The organism is Brevibacterium metallidurans (genome assembly GCF_037101285.1).
Lineage (GTDB): Bacteria > Actinomycetota > Actinomycetes > Actinomycetales > Brevibacteriaceae > Brevibacterium > Brevibacterium metallidurans.
In genome coordinates, this window is record NZ_BAAAAF010000002.1 from 411,338 (window position 1) to 427,128 (window position 15,791).

16 protein-coding genes are annotated in these 15,791 nt (G+C 68.0%); 5 read left to right on the forward strand and 11 right to left on the reverse strand.

What is annotated here, in order from left to right; translation table 11 throughout:
- Nucleotides 1-163: 163 nt before the first annotated feature.
- A complete protein-coding gene (locus tag AACX88_RS04550; RefSeq protein ID WP_339391912.1) occupies nt 164-1,675 on the forward strand; it encodes a polysaccharide deacetylase family protein in 1,512 nt (503 codons plus the stop codon).
- A 133-nt stretch (nt 1,676-1,808) separates the two neighbouring features.
- Here the strand turns inward: AACX88_RS04550 and AACX88_RS04555 are convergent, their stop codons facing one another.
- Nucleotides 1,809-2,309 (reverse strand): twin-arginine translocase TatA/TatE family subunit, encoded by a 501-nt coding sequence (locus AACX88_RS04555; protein WP_422614404.1) that lies wholly within the window; start codon nt 2,307-2,309, stop codon nt 1,809-1,811.
- A 70-nt stretch (nt 2,310-2,379) separates the two neighbouring features.
- On the opposite strand from AACX88_RS04555, the gene AACX88_RS04560 reads away from it, so the two are divergent.
- Nucleotides 2,380-2,718, forward strand: coding sequence for an MGMT family protein (locus AACX88_RS04560; protein ID WP_339391914.1), 339 nt, complete (start codon nt 2,380-2,382; stop codon nt 2,716-2,718).
- 30 nt (nt 2,719-2,748) lie between these two features.
- Nucleotides 2,749-3,387 (forward strand): O-methyltransferase, encoded by a 639-nt coding sequence (locus AACX88_RS04565; RefSeq protein ID WP_339391915.1) that lies wholly within the window; start codon nt 2,749-2,751, stop codon nt 3,385-3,387.
- Between the two features lie 125 nt (nt 3,388-3,512).
- Here AACX88_RS04565 and AACX88_RS04570 read toward each other — a convergent pair whose 3' ends face one another.
- The 6 genes from AACX88_RS04570 to dapE all read right to left on the reverse strand — a co-directional run bounded on the left by AACX88_RS04570 (nt 3,513) and on the right by dapE (nt 8,363).
- Nucleotides 3,513-3,683 carry a DUF3117 domain-containing protein gene (locus tag AACX88_RS04570; RefSeq protein ID WP_009375197.1) on the reverse strand — a complete coding sequence of 57 codons (171 nt, stop codon included), beginning with the start codon at nt 3,681-3,683 and terminating at the stop codon, nt 3,513-3,515.
- Between the two features lie 120 nt (nt 3,684-3,803).
- On the reverse strand, nt 3,804-5,039 hold the full coding sequence (locus tag AACX88_RS04575; RefSeq protein WP_339391916.1) for a hypothetical protein: 1,236 nt from the start codon (nt 5,037-5,039) through the stop codon (nt 3,804-3,806).
- A 3-nt stretch (nt 5,040-5,042) separates the two neighbouring features.
- Complete coding sequence (locus tag AACX88_RS04580) at nt 5,043-5,306, reverse strand: DivIVA domain-containing protein (protein WP_339391917.1); 264 nt, start codon at nt 5,304-5,306, stop codon at nt 5,043-5,045.
- A 30-nt stretch (nt 5,307-5,336) separates the two neighbouring features.
- Nucleotides 5,337-6,230: a dihydropteroate synthase gene (gene folP / locus AACX88_RS04585; protein ID WP_339391918.1), complete on the reverse strand. Its 894-nt coding sequence runs from the start codon at nt 6,228-6,230 to the stop codon at nt 5,337-5,339.
- Nucleotides 6,231-6,243: 13 nt separating this feature from the next.
- Nucleotides 6,244-7,191: an LOG family protein gene (locus AACX88_RS04590; RefSeq protein WP_339391919.1), complete on the reverse strand. Its 948-nt coding sequence runs from the start codon at nt 7,189-7,191 to the stop codon at nt 6,244-6,246.
- A gap of 5 nt (nt 7,192-7,196) precedes the next feature.
- Nucleotides 7,197-8,363, reverse strand: coding sequence for a succinyl-diaminopimelate desuccinylase (gene dapE, locus AACX88_RS04595; RefSeq protein WP_339391920.1), 1,167 nt, complete (start codon nt 8,361-8,363; stop codon nt 7,197-7,199).
- A gap of 43 nt (nt 8,364-8,406) precedes the next feature.
- Here dapE and dapD point away from each other — a divergent pair, with 43 nt between their 5' ends.
- Nucleotides 8,407-9,351 (forward strand): 2,3,4,5-tetrahydropyridine-2,6-dicarboxylate N-succinyltransferase, encoded by a 945-nt coding sequence (dapD, locus tag AACX88_RS04600; protein WP_339391921.1) that lies wholly within the window; start codon nt 8,407-8,409, stop codon nt 9,349-9,351.
- Nucleotides 9,352-9,737: 386 nt separating this feature from the next.
- Here the strand turns inward: dapD and AACX88_RS04605 are convergent, their stop codons facing one another.
- From AACX88_RS04605 to fdxA, 3 genes are all read right to left on the reverse strand, one after another.
- Nucleotides 9,738-11,021, reverse strand: coding sequence for a citrate synthase (locus AACX88_RS04605; protein WP_339391923.1), 1,284 nt, complete (start codon nt 11,019-11,021; stop codon nt 9,738-9,740).
- Nucleotides 11,022-11,192: 171 nt separating this feature from the next.
- On the reverse strand, nt 11,193-12,305 hold the full coding sequence (dapC, locus tag AACX88_RS04610; protein WP_339391924.1) for a succinyldiaminopimelate transaminase: 1,113 nt from the start codon (nt 12,303-12,305) through the stop codon (nt 11,193-11,195).
- 4 nt (nt 12,306-12,309) lie between these two features.
- A complete protein-coding gene (fdxA, locus tag AACX88_RS04615) occupies nt 12,310-12,630 on the reverse strand; it encodes a ferredoxin (protein ID WP_339391925.1) in 321 nt (106 codons plus the stop codon).
- A 190-nt stretch (nt 12,631-12,820) separates the two neighbouring features.
- Between fdxA and AACX88_RS04620 the strand changes: the two genes are divergently transcribed.
- A complete protein-coding gene (locus AACX88_RS04620) occupies nt 12,821-13,891 on the forward strand; it encodes a GNAT family N-acetyltransferase (protein ID WP_339391926.1) in 1,071 nt (356 codons plus the stop codon).
- Nucleotides 13,892-13,969: 78 nt separating this feature from the next.
- Here AACX88_RS04620 and AACX88_RS04625 read toward each other — a convergent pair whose 3' ends face one another.
- Nucleotides 13,970-15,730 (reverse strand): VanW family protein, encoded by a 1,761-nt coding sequence (locus AACX88_RS04625; protein ID WP_339391927.1) that lies wholly within the window; start codon nt 15,728-15,730, stop codon nt 13,970-13,972.
- Between the last annotated feature and the right edge of the window lie 61 nt (nt 15,731-15,791).

A 15,791-nucleotide genomic window follows, 5' to 3' on the forward strand; every position in this document is an offset into this window, starting at 1 on the left:
ACATCTGTAGTCGGACATCCCCGCTAATGCCCGTCGCCCCAGGTCAGCGGCGCGATCGGCGCTTTTCTCGTCGCGGCGGTCGATGATTCCCGCGTCAGCGGCGGCCCCTAGACTGAATGACATATCCCCATAGACATCTGCAGTCTCCCGCTAGGACCTCCTCTTGACTCATACTCCCCTGCGGCCGTTTTCGTCCCTGCGGCGCGCCGCGGCCCTCACTGCCGCGTCGACCGCCCTCATCCTCCTCTCCGGCTGTACGATCGCCGGGCAGAACCGCGACGACGACGCAGCCGATGAAGCCACCGTGGAGTCCTACCGCAAGAACGCCTCGGACAACCTTGCGACCCTGACGAAGACGCTGCGCAGCTATGCCATCGTCGACGAAGAATCGACGCCGGAGCTCAACGCGCACCTCTTCGGCCTGCCCGGTGCGACGTCGCTGGGCCAGGAGACCGAGAAGGTCGTCCTCGACAGCTTCGAGGCCGCCGGTGCCTTCGCGGGACGCAAGGCCTTCGATCCCGTGCTCACCGATCCCTCTCAGCGCTGGGAGGCGGCGGCGTTCGCGACCCCTCCGGCCGCCTCGGCGAGGCCGACGCCGAGCACCGGACCGACATCCGAGGGCGCGGACACCGGTGTCGACATCAGCAACCGCATCATCGCCGCAGGCGGCTCCTACCTCATCAGCTCGGTGAGCCAGAAGGAGAACGCGGGCACCGGTGCGAGCCCGACGGCGTCGGAGACCTCGGCGCCCTCGCAGAGCCCGACGGCGAAGGCCGCGGGCATGACCCGCGCGTTCGTCACCGACCTCGCGACGGACACGACGGTCGATGCCGCCAAGCTGTTCGCCGGCGACGTCGACCCCGCCGCGATCTCCGCCGACGACGCAGGCGCCCTGCTCAAGGACGGCGAGTCGGTGCGCTCCGACGATCTCACCACCTTGGGCAAGAAGGTCGCCAAGGCACTGCACACTCCCCTGACCCTGCCTGACGGCGCCGATGACCGGGATCCGGATTTCTCGTGCGCGCTGCTGCCGTGCGTCGCCCTGACCTACGACGACGGTCCCGGTGAGACCGACGTCGAGGACCGTCTGCTCAGCGCCGCGAAGACCGCGAACGTGCGACTGACCTACTTCCTGCTCGGCAAGAACGTCAAGCACAATCCCGGCGTCGTCAAGCGCATGGCCGAGGCCGGACACGAGATCGGCAACCACTCGTTCAACCATCCGCAGCTGTCGAAGAAGTCCCCGGACGCGGTGAAGAAGCAGATCGAGGACACGAACAAGGAGATCGAAGCCGCCGGCGGCGGGAAGTCGACCCTGGTCCGTCCGCCCTACGGCGCCCTGACGAAGGCCACCGCGAAGGCGCTCGGCCATCCCTCGATCATGTGGGACGTCGACACCGAGGACTGGCGCTCGAAGAGCTCTTCGATGGTCGTCCAGTCCGTGCGGACCGCGACGAAGCCGGGATCGGTCGTGCTCATGCACTCGATCCATCCCTCGACCGTCGACGCCGCCCCCGAGGTCTTCAGCACCGTGCTCGACAAGGGCTTCTACCCCGTGACGGTCTCCGACCTGTTCGCACCCCAGAAGCTTGAGAAGAGCGCCGAGTACTTCTGCCGCGGCTACTCGAACGCCCTGTGCTCGAACCCCGAGCACCCGGACGTGCGCCGGAACTGACCGCACTGAGACATACGACAGCCCCGAAGCGACCGAATGGTCGCCTCGGGGCTGTTGCGTGTCTGCCGCTGTAGTACAGGGCGCGTCGGGGTCGGGCTTCCAGTCGCGTGGGCTGCTTCGCTGCCGCCTGAGATCAGGTCGCGTCGGGGTCGAACGGGGCCGGGGCGGAGCGGTCGCGTTTGGCGTGCTGCGCCTGGAACCGTTCGATCGGAGAGCGCTGTGCCGCCGTTGCAGCACCCGCACCCGCCGAGGCGGTGCCCGCCGAGCCGGTTTCGGTCGATGCCGGGTTCGAGCCCGCTGACGTGCTCTCTGTCGTCGTACCCGATGTCGCGTCCTGCTCCCGGCGCTTGGCTTCGCGGATCGCCGAATCCTCTTCGACGAGGGCCTCACGGACGATGCGACGCGGATCGTACTGGCGGGGGTCGAGCTTCTGCCAGTCGACGTCCTTGAAGTCATCGCCGAAGTCACGTTTGACGTTGTCCTTCGCGCCTTCGGCCATGCGGCGGAGCTGACGGACGAGATCCCGCAGCTTCTGCGCGTATTCGGGGAGGCGTTTGGGCCCGATCACCACGAGTGCGACGATCACGAGGATGACCATCTCGGTCCCATTGATGCCCATGAACATGGTCTCCATTCTAACGTCTGCGCAGTAGGCTCATCTCCAGGCGGACTCTCAGAGGACACTGACCGACGGAAGGGGCGGAATGGACGACATCGTCGTCGAACGGGTGCTGCGCATCGTCGAACTCGTCCCCACCGGCCGGGTCGTCAGCTACGGCAGCGTCGGCATCGTCGCCGACTGCTCGCCGCGCTACGTGGGCCGGGTGATGAAAGAGTTCGGGTCGAATGTCACGTGGTGGAGGGTCGTCAACGCCGCCGGCAGACTGCCGGCGGAGCTGTTGGGGCGCGCCCGGGAGAAGTGGGCCGATGAGGGCACCGATCACAACCCCGACAAGGCGCTCACCTCGGCGTTCCTCACCCCCGAAGCACTCGACGCGCTGTGGACCGCGCACGGAACCGACCCCGATGAGCGGTTAGACTGAAGCGGAAGCAACAGGGAAAGCGAGGGGCGTTTGTCACGCGAGCACGCCGGAGATGTCACATTCTCGGAGCAGTACAACGGACCCGATGCGCTCCTCGACGCCGCCCGCACCCTCTCCCACGACTACGGGCTCACTCCCGTCTCCCAGACGACCTCGTCCGCGCTCACGCTCATGGCCCGCCTGCTCCGGCCCGTCGCCGCCGTCGAAGTCGGCACGGGCACGGGCACCGCGACCCTCGCCCTGCTGCGGGGCATGCCGAACGCCGGGATACTCACTTCGATCGACACGAACTCGACCGTCCAGGGTGCCGCCCGTGACCTCATCGACCTGGCCGGCATCCGCCCGGGACGGCTGCGGCTGATGAGCGGACGTGGAGAAGAAGTGCTCGGACGACTCGCGCCCGGCGCCTACGACCTCGTCGTCCTCGACATCGATCCGACGGGACTGGAGAGGATGATCGAACCGGCGCTGCGTCTGCTCGACACGCACGGTCTCCTCGTCATCCATCAGACGCTGCTCTCCGGCGCCGTCGCCGACCCCGTCGACCGATCGGCGCGCACGCAGGCGGCGCGGTCACTGCTCAGCCGCCTCGGCGAGCAGGAGAGACTCGAACGTGTCCTCCTGCCCATCGGCGAAGGCCTGCTCACCCTGCAGAAGACCTGGAGCTGACGACAGCATTCAGCTCAACGGCGGACGGCACAGGACCGGGCCACTCCGGCAAGCTGCCCAGGATCGGGCCGTGAATGACGAAGCAGCAGAGACTTCGTCTCTGCTGCCGTCTGTCCGACTCGTGCTCAGATGCCCAGGGTCTCCGCCAGAGTATCGTGGAGAGCCGTCGCCTCATCGGCGCTGAGTTCGATCACAAGTCGCCCGCCACCCTCGACAGGAAGCCGCATCACCATGCCTCGGCCTTCCTTGGTCACTTCCAGAGGTCCGTCGCCGGTGCGGGGTTTCTGAGCTGCCATGTGGGCGCTTCCTTCCATCGATTGAACAGGGCCGGTTCATCCAGGACGCACCGACTGTACTCATCCGATTATTCCACGAACCTGTGGTCAGCGGGGACACCGGCGTCAAAAACGCGCCCGTCACGGCGGCAGGTCCGCCGGCGGGGTGAAGTGCCACAGGTAGCCGACCCAGACGATCTGCAGGAGCACGAACGCCGTGATCACCGCGACCCGATACCCGCGGGAGCGGATGACGGAGAGGGTGAGTGCCAACGGGAAGAGCGGCAGCAGCAGCCGCAGCGTCGAGGTCTGCGGGGTGAAGAAGATGAGCAGGTAGATGCCGTAGGCGAGGCAGAAGAGCTGCAGGGTCCGGCCCATCCGGGCACCGGCCGGGGAGAAGATGAGGGCGAGCATCCCGGCGACGACGCCGATGAGCAGAAGCGGTCCGAAGGGACCGACGAGGCTGTTGGCCTGGGCCAGCCACTGGACGACGTAGGTCGACTTCCCCGTGTGCCAGGCCGCCTCGGTCTCGGTGTAGGCCGTCATCGACCCCGTCGACAGCCACGCATGGACGGGATGGATGAGGGCGGCAGCGCACGAGAGGACGCCGAGCGTCCACGACCGGACCACCTCGGCGGGCGGATACGGATCCGTGCGGCGGCGGAGGAAGCGGTCGATGAGGACGAAGAGCATGAAGAAGGAGAACGCCACCCCGATGGGCCGGGAGAGGTCCATGAGGACGACGACCGGCAGGGCCGTGAGGTACCGGCGCTCGACGATGAGGTAGAGGGCCAGCGCCTGGAGGAGCAGGGTGAGCGATTCGGCGTAGCCGGTGGAGAACACGGCCGCCGGCGGGAAGACCATGACGAAGGTCAGCGCGGTCACCGCCTGGCCGGGGGGCACGAACTTGCGGAAGAGGGCGAGGATGACGATCGCGGCCAGGCCCGCGGCCACGGTGGACACGAGCGGTGAGACGACCTCGTAGCTGACCCCCGTCAGGCGCGCGATCTCCCCGGTGATCGCCGGGTGCAGGGGGTAGAACGCCCACTGGTTCTGCGCGACCCGGCCCGCCTCGTCGATGGGCAGGACCGTGGGGTAGCCCTCCTTCGCGACACGGGCGTACCACGCGGAGTCCCAGAAGTTGAGGAAGTCCCCGAGCGTCGTCTCCACGGGGGACGACGACCACACGGCGACCTCCTGCCGACGCAGCACCGCGGCGAAGATCGCGATGCTCACGATCCGGGAGGCGAGGTAGACGGCGAGTGCCTGCACCCACATCGGCAGGGTGAGGAAGAGAACGCCCAAACGGTGCAGGCGGGAGGTGCTGAAGAGTTCGGGAAGGACGGTGATGCCGGGGAGGTCTGGGGCTCTGCTCATCGCTTACGGCTGGGCGGCTTCGAGTTCGCTGATCCGTTCCCGCAGTCGCTCGATCGCGTGGTCGACCTCATCCATGCGGTACCCGCGCAGGGCCGGACGGAAGCTCAGCGAATCGACGTCGGCGAGCGTGAAGCCCTCCGGCAGCGGCGCTGAGACGGTGTCGGTCTCCTCGGCGGCATCGGAGGAGAAGAGGTCGAAGGACGCGGCGAGGACGATGATGAGGACGAAGATCGCCGCGGCGACCCCGAGGACTATCCACAATGGCATAGGACCATCTTTTCACACGAGTCTGGGGACTCAGCGGAGGCCGCGGACCGTGTGCCGGGCGGGCCCGTCTCCGGTGATCGCGAGGGTGACGGCCAGGGCGTCGGCGGTCGCGCGGACGTCGTGGGCGCGGATGATCGCCGCTCCTTTGGCCACGGCCAGGGCGGTCGCCGCGATCGTCCCGTGGAGTCGGTCGGCCGGACCCACCTCGCCGATCGCCTCGCCGACGAAGTCCTTCCGAGAGATCGCGAGGAGGACGGGGAAGCCCGTGTCGCGGAAGCGTTCGAGGTCGCGCAGCAGTCGCAGCGAATGGTAGGTGTTCTTGCCGAAGTCCGGGGTGGGGTCGATGACGATGCGGGCGGGGTCGACCCCGGCCGTCCGCGCCGCCTCGGCGAGTTCGAGGACTCCGGCCAGCGTCTCGTCGACGACGTCGGAGCCGACCAGGCCGTAGCGGCTGCGATGGGCGTCGGTGCGCGGGGACAGTCCCCCGGTGTGCGAGCACACGAGGCCGACGTCGAAACGCGCGGCGACCTCGGCGACGAGCGGATCCGTCCCCGCCCATGTGTCGTTGAGCAGTCCCGCACCGGCACCGCAGACCGCCTCGGCGACCTCGTGGCGCCAGGTGTCGACGCTGATGAGGAGCTCAGGCCGGCTGCGCGCGACGGCCTCGACGACGGGCACGACGCGGTCGATCTCCTCGGTCACGGGGATCTCCCGCCCCCGCCCCGCTCGGACTCCGCCGATGTCGACGATCCGGGCACCCGCCTCGGCGGCGGCATCGACCGCATGCAGGGCGGCGTCGAGGGTCGCTGCGGATTCGTAGAACGAATCGGTCGACCTGTTGACCACGGCCATGATCGCCGGTGCTCCCGCCCGCGCATCGGTGAGCGAGAAGGGGGTCGGGCGCGCGTCGACGCCGTCCCTCACAGCATGCGACCCGTCACTGTTCGGGGCCCCGGCCGACGGCGGGAGCGTGCGGGAGCGTCCCGGCGGGGCCGATCGTGGCGACGACCTCGTCGATGTCGTCGGTGAGGGTGAAGAGGTCGAGATCGCCGGGGCTGATCGTGCCCGCCTCGATGAGCGTGCTCGCCATCCAGTCGACGAGTCCCTGCCAGTAGCGGGTGCCGAAGAGGACGATGGGGAACGAGGTGACCTTGCCGGTCTGGACCATCGTGAAGGCCTCGAAGAGCTCGTCGAGGGTGCCGAAGCCGCCGGGCATGACGACGAAGCCGCGCGAGTACTTGAGGAACATCGTCTTGCGGACGAAGAAGTAGCGGAAGTTCACGCCGAGTTCGACATGGTCGTTGAGCCCGGATTCGAAGGGCAGCTCGATGCCGAGTCCGATCGAGACGCCCCCGGCCTCGGTGGCGCCGAGGTTGCCGGCCTCCATGATGCCCGGTCCCCCGCCGGTGATGATCGCGTTGCCGTTCTCCGCAAGCCGACGGGCGATCTCCCGGGCGTCCGCGTATGCCTGAGTGCCGGCGCCGAGGCGGGCCGAACCGAAGATCGACACGGCCGGTCCGACTTCGGCCAGGGAGCCGAAGCCCTCGACGAACTCGGCCTGGATGCGCATGACCCGCCACGGGTCCTCGTGCACCCAGTTCGACGACCCCCGGGACTCGAGCAGGTTCTGGTCCGTCGTCGTCGCCGGCACCTGGGAGCCGCGCAGCCGCAGTGGACCCTTGCTGTAGAACTGTGCGTCCTCGCCCTGCTCGGCGGTGCCCGGCGGCGCCGGACGCGGGTCGGCGGGGTGCTGGTCTGCGGGATGCTGGTCTGCGCCGTTCTGGTCTGCGGCCACGTCGATCTCACTCTCCTCGGTGCTCACGGATGCCTCGGTTCGCTCAGTCGCCTCGGTGCTCACGGTCGCCTCGGTGTGTTCGCCTGGCATCGCCCTCACCCCTTCTCGAGGTAGCTCAGCAGCGCCCGGGTCGCCGATTCCACTTCCCGGACCCTGACATGTTCGTCTGACTTGTGGGCGTACAGCGGGTTGCCCGGGCCGAAATTCACCGCCGGCACGCCGAGGGCGCTGAATCGGGAGACGTCGGTCCACCCGAGCTTCGCGGCGGGTTCGGCGCCGAGAGCGGTGAGGAAATCCTGCGCGATGGGACGGTCGAGGCCCGGCCGGGCCCCTTCGGCGGAGTCGGTGACGACGACGTCGTAGCCGGTGAAGAGCTCGCGGAGGAAGCCTTCGGCCTCGGCGGCCGACTTCGACGGGGCGAAGCGGTAGTTGACGGAGATGCGGCATTCGTCGGGGACGACGTTGCCGGCGACTCCCCCGCTGATGCCCACGGCCGACAGCGACTCCCGGTAGTCGAGGCCGTCGACGGTGACGGTCTCGGCGACATGGTCCGAGAGGCGGGTGAGCACCTCGGCGGCGGCATGGATCGCGTTGACCCCCATGAAGGCGCGCGCCGAATGCGCTCGGGTGCCCGAGGTCGTCACGTCGACGCGGATCGTGCCGTTGCAGCCGCCTTCGACGCTTGCGTTCGAGGGCTCCCCGAGGATCGCGAAGTCACCGGCAAGCCAGTCGGGGTGGTTGCGGGAGACCCGGCCGAGCCCGTTGAGTGCGGCGTCGACCTCCTCATGGTCGTAGAAGACCCAGCTGACGTCGCGGATGGGATCACGCAGCGCCGAGGCGGCCGTGAGCGCCATCGCCACGCCCGCCTTCATATCGCACGCGCCCCGACCCCAGATGACCTCGTCGCCGGCGGCCTCCCCGGTCTCAAGCACCATCCGGCGCGGCGGCAGGTTGCCTTCGACGGGGACGGTGTCGAGGTGGCCGGCGATGACGATGCGCTCCTCGCGGCCGAGCCGGGTGCGCGCGACGATCGTGTCCCCGTCGCGGAGGATCTCGAGGTCTGGGCCGTCGCCTGCGCTGATCGCCTCGAGCACGGTGACGACGGCGTCGGCGATCGTCCCCTCGTTGCCGGAGACGGATTCGATCGCGCAGAGGCGACCGGTGAGCTCGGCGGGATCGTCGATCGCGGCGAGCAGATACGCGCCGAGGTCGTCGTCGGGAGAGAAGTCCGCGGCGGTCTCAGCAGGTGGATGAGCAGTCATACGGCTTAGCCTAGTACCGCGGTCACCGACTAGGCTTGCAGGCATGACACAACGCATCGTTTCCGCGCGTGGACTCGCCACGCTGCATGAGAAGACCGTCCTCTCCGTCTGGTACCCGACCCTGAGCACGGGTGACGATCCCGCTGACGCCGAGGCGGCCGCGACCGCTCTGGCCGCCGACGACGGACTCGATGCGCTCACCGGCTCCGACCCCGCCCGCGGGACGACGACGACCGTGGTGACGACGACGATCGACCTCGACGAGGCCCCCGCCTCGGCGGCCGATGTCTACCTCCGCCTCCATGCGCTCTCCCACCGGCTCGTCGTCCCCAATGACGTCAACCTCGACGGCATCTTCGGCCACATCGCCAACGTCGTGTGGACCTCTGCGGGCGCGTGCTCGCCCGAGAACTTCGAGTCCACCCGCGCGAAGCTGCTCGCCCGCGGACCCGTCGCAGTCTTCGGCCTCGACAAGTTCCCGCGGATGACCGACTTCGTCATCCCGTCGGGCGTGCGCATCGGCGATGCCGACCGGGTCCGCCTCGGTGCGCACCTGGCCGCCGGTACGACCGTCATGCATGAGGGCTTCGTCAACTTCAACGCCGGCACCCTCGGTTCGGCGATGGTCGAAGGACGGATCTCGCAGGGCGTCGTCGTCGGCGACGGCTCGGACGTCGGCGGCGGGGCCTCGATCATGGGCACGCTCTCCGGCGGCGGCACGCACCGCATCTCGATCGGCTCGGGCAGCCTGCTCGGCGCGAACTCGGGTGTGGGGATCTCGATCGGCGATGACTGCATCGTCGAGGCGGGTCTCTACCTCACCGCGGGCACCCGGGTCACCGTGCTCGGCGAGGACGAGCGGGTCGTCAAGGCCTCGGAGCTCAGCGGCGCGAACAACATCCTCTTCCGCCGCAATTCGGTCACGGGAGCCGTCGAGGCTCTCGCCCGCTCGGCGAAGGGCATCGAGCTCAATCCCGACCTGCACTGAGGTCGCGGCTGAGGCTGAATCTGCTTGGCTGAGGCGGCTCGGTTGACGCCGCTCGGCTGAGGCGGCTCGAGCATCCTCAGCAACCCCAAGGGCGCATTCGCCGGTGGCGTCACCGGCGGATGCGCCCTTCGCATTGTCTGGACGATGCGCGGATGGCTGGAACGACGCCGAGCGCACTACGCGCGACTGTCTCGGCGGGGCCTTCCCCCTCATCACACCTTGAGCGGCTCTTCCTACCCTTCCACGGGTAGGAGATGCGACTGAGGGTGCCATGAGGCGGACGTCACCGCAGCCCCTGCAGACGCCAGCAACCCTCCGGGCGCTCAGCCACCCTGCGCAGGGTTGCTCAGCGCCCGGAGGGTTGCCGAGAGAGGACGACGCGCGACTCAGCGCTCGCTGATGTCCTCGTAGTTGCGGGTGACAGCGCCGGTGTAGACCTGGCGCGGACGGCCGATCTTCGTCTCGGGATCCTTGATCATCTCGCGCCACTGGGCGATCCAGCCCGGGAGGCGACCGACGGAGAAGAGGACCGTGAACATGTTCGTCGGGAATCCGAGGGCCTTGTAGATCAGACCCGTGTAGAAGTCGACGTTCGGGTAGAGCTTGCGCTCGACGAAGTAGTCATCGGCCAGCGCGATCTCCTCGAGCTGGACGGCGAGTTCGAGCAGCGGGTCGCCGCCGGAGCGGGCGAGGACCTCGTCGGCGGTCTTCTTGATGATCTTCGCGCGCGGATCGTAGTTCTTGTACACCCGGTGGCCGAAGCCCATGAGGCGCACGCCCTCTTCCTTGTTCTTCACCCGCTCCATGAACTTCTTCGGCCCGTCGTCGGAGGCCGAGATCGTCTGGAGCATCTCGAGGACGGCCGAGTTCGCTCCGCCGTGCAGCGGTCCCGCGAGGGCGTTGACGCCGGCGGAGATCGACTGGAAGAGGTTCGCCTGCGAGGATCCGACGAGGCGCACGGTCGCCGTCGAGCAGTTCTGCTCATGGTCGGCGTGGAGGATGAAGAGCTGATCCATGGCCTTGACCGCCAGCGGGTCCGGCTCGTAGGGCTCGGAGGGCACGCCGAAGTTCACGCGGAGGAAGTTCTCCACGAGGCTGAGCGAGTTGTCCGGGTGGATGACCGGCAGTCCCATGTTCTTCCGGTGCGCAAGCGCCGCGATCGTCGGCATCTTCGCGAGCAGGCGGAACGACGAGGTCTCGATCTGATTCTCGTCAAAGACATCGAGGTCATCTTGGTAGAAAGTCGACAAAGCCGCGACCGCAGCTGCCACCATGGGCATCGGGTGCGCATCGTAGGGGAACGCACGGAAGAACCGACGCAGATCCTCGTGGACGATCGTGTGCTTGCGCAGACGCGCATCGAAGGCATCGTAGTGCTCCTGAGTGGGCAGCTCACCGTGGATGAGGAGGTAGCAGACTTCGACGAAGTTCGACTTCTCTGCCAGCTGCTCGATCGGATATCCCCGATACTGCAGCACCCCGGCGTCACCGTCGATGTAGGTGATGGCCGACGAGGTGGACGCGGTGTTGGCGAATCCTGGATCGTAGGTCACGGCTCCGGTCTCCTTGAGCAGGGAGCCGATGCGATATCCGTCGTTGCCCTCAGTCGCCGGCACTTCCGGCAGTGCCAGCTCCGTATCGGCGATCCTGAGATTCGCTTCGTTCGGCATGTGTTCTCCTCACCGTCGACCCACCTCAAGAACTTCTTGAGGTGTCTTGCACAGTTCCCTCAAAGACTACCCACTGGTGGGGGAATCGAAAAATCACTGCGCCCTGATCGTACTGGTCAGTAACAAGGTTCGCGCGCCGAGGCGGCCCGCCGTGACGACGGAATCCGCGACTCAGGCGAGCAGTCGGTCGGCTGCCGCGGCGATCCGCTCATCGGTCGCGGTCAGCGCGACGCGGACATGCTGCGCGGCAGCCTCTCCGTAGAAGGCTCCGGGTCCGGCGATGATGCCGAGATCGGCGAGAGCGCCGATCGACTCCCAGCAGTCGACACCCGCGGTCGCCCAGAGGTAGAGCCCGGCATCCGAATGGTCGATGCGGAATCCGCAGCTCTCGAGCGCCGGACGCAGACGGTTCCGGCGCAGCCGGTAGCGCTCCTTCTGCTCGAGCACGTGCGCTGTGTCGGTGAGCCCCGCGATCATCGCCGCCTGGATCGGAGCGGGCACGATCATGCCGGCGTGCTTGCGCGTGCGGGTGAGGTCGTCGATGAGCGCGGCATCGCCGGCGACGAACGCCGCCCGATACCCGGCGAGGTTCGACTGCTTCGACATCGAGTAGACGCTGAGCACACCCGCATGATCGCCCTCGGTGACGGAGAGGATGCTCGGGGCAGCCTCGTCGGAGACCCAGTTGAGAAGTCCGTAGCATTCGTCGGAGGCGACGACGACACCGGCTGCTCGGGCGAGACGGACCACCTCGGCGAGGGTGTCGGCATCGAGGACCGCACCGGTCGGATTGCCGGGGGTGTTGAGCCAGAGCAGGCCGATACCCTCGAGCGAGGCGCCGGCGACGATCTCCTCGGCGTCGAGGCGCACGCACTCGACCCCGGCGATCGTCGCCCCCATCTCGTACGTCGGGTAGGCCGCGTGGGGGCAGGCGACGGACAGGCCGGCCTGCCGGAGACCGAGCAGGGTGGGCAGCCAGGCGACGAACTCCTTCGACCCGATGGTGGGCAGCACCTCGGCGGATGGGTCGACGCTCACCGAATGCCAGGTCCGGTACCAGCCGGCTATCGCGGCACGGAGCTCATCGGTGCCGGCCGTCGTCGGATAGCCGTGGGCGTCACCGGCGGCGGCCAGGGCGTCCTGGATGACCTGCGGGGTGGGATCGACGGGAGTGCCGATCGAGAGGTCGCAGACCCCGCCCGGGTGCTCGGCGGCACGGGCGCGGAACTCGGCGAGCTTGTCCCACGGGTAGTCGGGCAGGTGAAGTCCGAGGTCGGCCGCCACCGGCTCAGCCGTTCTGCGGCGGCAGGACGGAGATGATCGGGTGGTCCTTGCCGGTGTTGCCGAGCTTCGCGGCACCGCCGGGTGAGCCGATGTCGTCGAAGAACTCGACGTTGGCCTTGTAGTACTCCGACCATTCCTCGGGGACGTCGTCCTCGTAGTAGATCGCCTCGACCGGGCAGACCGGTTCGCAGGCACCGCAGTCGACGCATTCGTCAGGGTGGATGTAGAGGCTGCGTTCGCCTTCGTAGATGCAGTCGACCGGACATTCGTCGATGCAGGCCTTGTCCTTCACGTCGACGCAGGGCTGGGCGATGATGTACGTCACGGGTTGTGCTCCTCGGGAGGCTGCGCTGATCTCTGACCTCAACCATACGCCTTGACGGTGTCCCCAGTCTCGCCCGGGGTGACGTGATCCTCATTGCATTGTCGTGGCCTCCGTCACGCCTGACGCATGAGAGGCGGCACCTGGCCTAGGGTGGTCTGGGAAGAGATGGCCGAGCCGCGGAAGGGGCACAGTGGACGAGCTCGCACCAGGCAGACGGGTGGTCGTGCGCTACGCGCTGGCCCCCGGCGACGCCCATTCGACCTCCGACGCCCTCGGCGTCGTCGAGAGCGCCGACGAGTCATCCGTGGTCATCGGCACGAAGCGCGGGCCCGTGCGCATCGCCCGTGACCGCATCCTCTTGGTCCACGAGGTTCCGCCCGCACCGACGCGGACGGGCCGCACCCATGAGATCGTCTCCGCCGTCGATCTGCGCCGCATCTCCGCAGCCGCGTGGCTGCCCCGCGACGTCTCCTGGCTCCACGCCGAGAACCTGCGCAACGAATCCGACGACTCCGCCGAGGTCGGGCTCCTGCAGAAGGGCTGGCTGCTGCGCAGCTCCGAATCGGCGACCAGGCGCGCCGGCAGCGCCCTGCCCGTGACCGCCTCCGGCCTCGGCTGGGCCGAGACGCTCGATGCCGTCGAAGCCTGGTATGCCGCCCGGCAGCAGCCGTCGGTCGTCCAGATCTTCTCCGCCGACGACTCCACGACGCTCGCCCCCGAGTGCGAGGGGCTCGGTCCCCTCCTGGCAGAACGCGGGTACGCACCGTCGACCACGGTGCTCCTCCTCACCGGTGCCACCGCCGAGGCGGCCGCCGGTGCGCACTCCCCCGCCGAGGCGGCCGCCCCCGGCCTGAGCATCGACGTCACGGAAACGCCGAGTGAGCTCCACTATGCGGCGTGGTCGAGCGAACGCGAGCTCGGTTCACCCGAGGCGTTCCGGGAGCTCGTCGAAGCCGACTCCCCGTGCCAGTTCGTCACGGCCTGGGCGACGCGCCCCGATGGGAGTCGGACGATGGTAGCGACCTGCCGCGTCGTCGAACGCAGCAAGTGGGGTGTGCTCACCAATCTCGTCACCCGCCCCGACCTGCGTCGGCGCGGCGCAGGCCGCTCCGTCGTGCGTGCGGCCGCGGCTCTGCTCGCCCAGCGCGGAGTCCGCTCCTACCTCGTCGACATCGAAGCGGACAACGCGGCCTCGCTCGGGCTCTTCACCGCGCTCGGGGCAGGCGTGCGCCACCGCAGCTGGTACGCCCGACAGGGCTGAGCTAGTCGCCCGGCTCGCCTCAGGTCTACCGTGCGCCGCCGCAGCTGGTACACCCGGCAGGACTGAATCGAGCAGAGCCTACTTGCACTCGACCTTGTTGACCGGGCGATAGGTCGTGACGAAGGAGTCCTTCGTCTCGCGGCCCGTGGCGATCTCCTTCATCGTGCGGGTGATCTTGATCGACCATCCCTCACGGGGAGACTGGGCGCTGCACGAGGGCCCGGATTCGGTCACCGTCGCCGGCGAGGTGAACGCGTACCGACCCGAAGCGCTGGCCTTGACGTCGTAGTACTTCACGCCGTAGACCTTCGCGTAGACCTTCCCTCCGGAGAGGTACATGTCGAGGACGACCGGGGTCTTCTGATTGTTCGTGAACTTCAGGTCGATCGAGGTGTAGTCGAGCGTCGTCTCCCGGCCCTCGGGGTAACGGGAGATGTAGCGCGAATGCGCACGGTGCTCGTCGAGGTCGAAGCCGGCGAAGAACGCCGCATTGAACAGGGTGGTCGAGACCTGGGAGACGCCGCCGCCGAAGTCCTCCTTCATCTGTCCTTCGGAGATCACGCCGGCGGGCTTGTAGCCGTTGCCGGCGGTCCGGGGTCCGAGCGTCTCATTGAGGGAGAACTGCTCACCGGGCTGGAGCACGGTGCCTGAGACCTTCTTCGAGGCCACCCGGAGGTTGTTGTCGCGGTTGGGAGACGACGAGTACGGGGTGGAGAACTCCGAGACGGTCTGGGAGACGTCGACCTTCTTCGCATCCTCGGTGGTGAATTCGGGGTCGACGGAGGCGAGTGTCACCTCGGCCTTCGCCGTGTCCCCGTTGATCGCATCGGTCACGGCCGTGGAGAGGTCGTCGGCCTTGATGCCGATGCCCGGCTCCGAGGCGACGACCTGCGGCTTGCCGTCCTTGATGGTGAACGTCGCGTCCTTCGCGGGACGGCCGATCTCCTTGTTCTCCGCGAGCGCGCGCTTCTGCAGCTCCTTCGCATCGAACGTCGGCACGAGAGCCGAGTCCTTGGCCTCGAAGCTCAGGGTCTTCGCGATGGTCTTCGGCGAGATCGTCAGGTCTCCGCCCTTGACGGCGGAGTCGGCGTCCTTGCCGGGAACGGCCTTGACCGTGACGTCTCCCTTGACGGCATCGGCGGCGAAGCCCTCGGCGACGTCCTTCGCTTCGGCGGTCGTGATGTCCGGCTCGACCTCCTCGACGACGACGGGCAGCGGGTTGTCCTTGACCAGCCACTGTGCGGCCACGGCCGAGCGGATGTTCTCCACGCTCACGGTCTGTCCGGTCGTACCGTCCTTGACCTGCGGGGTCGTCTTGTCATACGTGAGTTCGGCGTTGACCGGCTCGACCTGCAGTCCCTTCGCGGCCGCCTCGGCGCTCTTGTCGAAAGCGGCATCGTCGACGGCGAGGACGGGGTCGACGGTGCTGTCGCCGAAGAGCCGGTCGTAGAGGATGACGGGGTTGAGCGTGAACCCGGTGACACGGGCGACGGTGCCCTCGACGTCGAGGCGCAGGCCCGCCTTCTCCGGGTTGAGCGTCGCCGTGGCGTCTGCGGCTTCGAGTTCGATGTCCTGCTTCGCCTTGTCTCCGAGCGCGTCCTGCAGGGTCGTCTCCGCGTCCGCGGCGCTCTTCGACCCGATGTCGACACCGGCCACGGTCGTGCCGGGAGCGACGATCCGACCACTGAAGAAACCGAGCGCGAGGTAGACGAGCGCGAGTCCGAGAAGGACGAAGAGGGCGATGAGCCAGGGTCGCCGACGTTTGCCTGCCGAGGTGTCGGCCGGGCGACCGGCCGAGGGGTCAGGCGCGCCGCCTGCGAGGGTCTGGGTGGGCATCATTCTTCCAAGTCTATCGAGGGGGTCTGAGTCTTATACGGGAAGTCTTCTCCAGCACGATGAG

Excerpts from the sequence above, each read along its gene's own strand:
- AACX88_RS04590 (WP_339391919.1), bottom strand. The coding sequence starts at position 7,191 with ATGCCAGGCGAACACACCGAGGCGACCGTGAGCACCGAGGCGACTGAG.
- AACX88_RS04555 (WP_422614404.1), bottom strand. The coding sequence starts at position 2,309 with ATGGAGACCATGTTCATGGGCATCAATGGGACCGAGATGGTCATCCTC.
- AACX88_RS04570 (WP_009375197.1), bottom strand. The coding sequence starts at position 3,683 with ATGGCAGCTCAGAAACCCCGCACCGGCGACGGACCTCTGGAAGTGACC.
- AACX88_RS04580 (WP_339391917.1), bottom strand. The coding sequence starts at position 5,306 with ATGCCATTGTGGATAGTCCTCGGGGTCGCCGCGGCGATCTTCGTCCTC.
- AACX88_RS04625 (WP_339391927.1), bottom strand. The coding sequence starts at position 15,730 with ATGATGCCCACCCAGACCCTCGCAGGCGGCGCGCCTGACCCCTCGGCC.
- dapE (WP_339391920.1), bottom strand. The coding sequence starts at position 8,363 with ATGACTGCTCATCCACCTGCTGAGACCGCCGCGGACTTCTCTCCCGAC.
- AACX88_RS04560 (WP_339391914.1), top strand. The coding sequence starts at position 2,380 with ATGGACGACATCGTCGTCGAACGGGTGCTGCGCATCGTCGAACTCGTC.
- AACX88_RS04605 (WP_339391923.1), bottom strand. The coding sequence starts at position 11,021 with ATGCCGAACGAAGCGAATCTCAGGATCGCCGATACGGAGCTGGCACTG.
- dapD (WP_339391921.1), top strand. The coding sequence starts at position 8,407 with ATGACACAACGCATCGTTTCCGCGCGTGGACTCGCCACGCTGCATGAG.
- AACX88_RS04575 (WP_339391916.1), bottom strand. The coding sequence starts at position 5,039 with ATGAGCAGAGCCCCAGACCTCCCCGGCATCACCGTCCTTCCCGAACTC.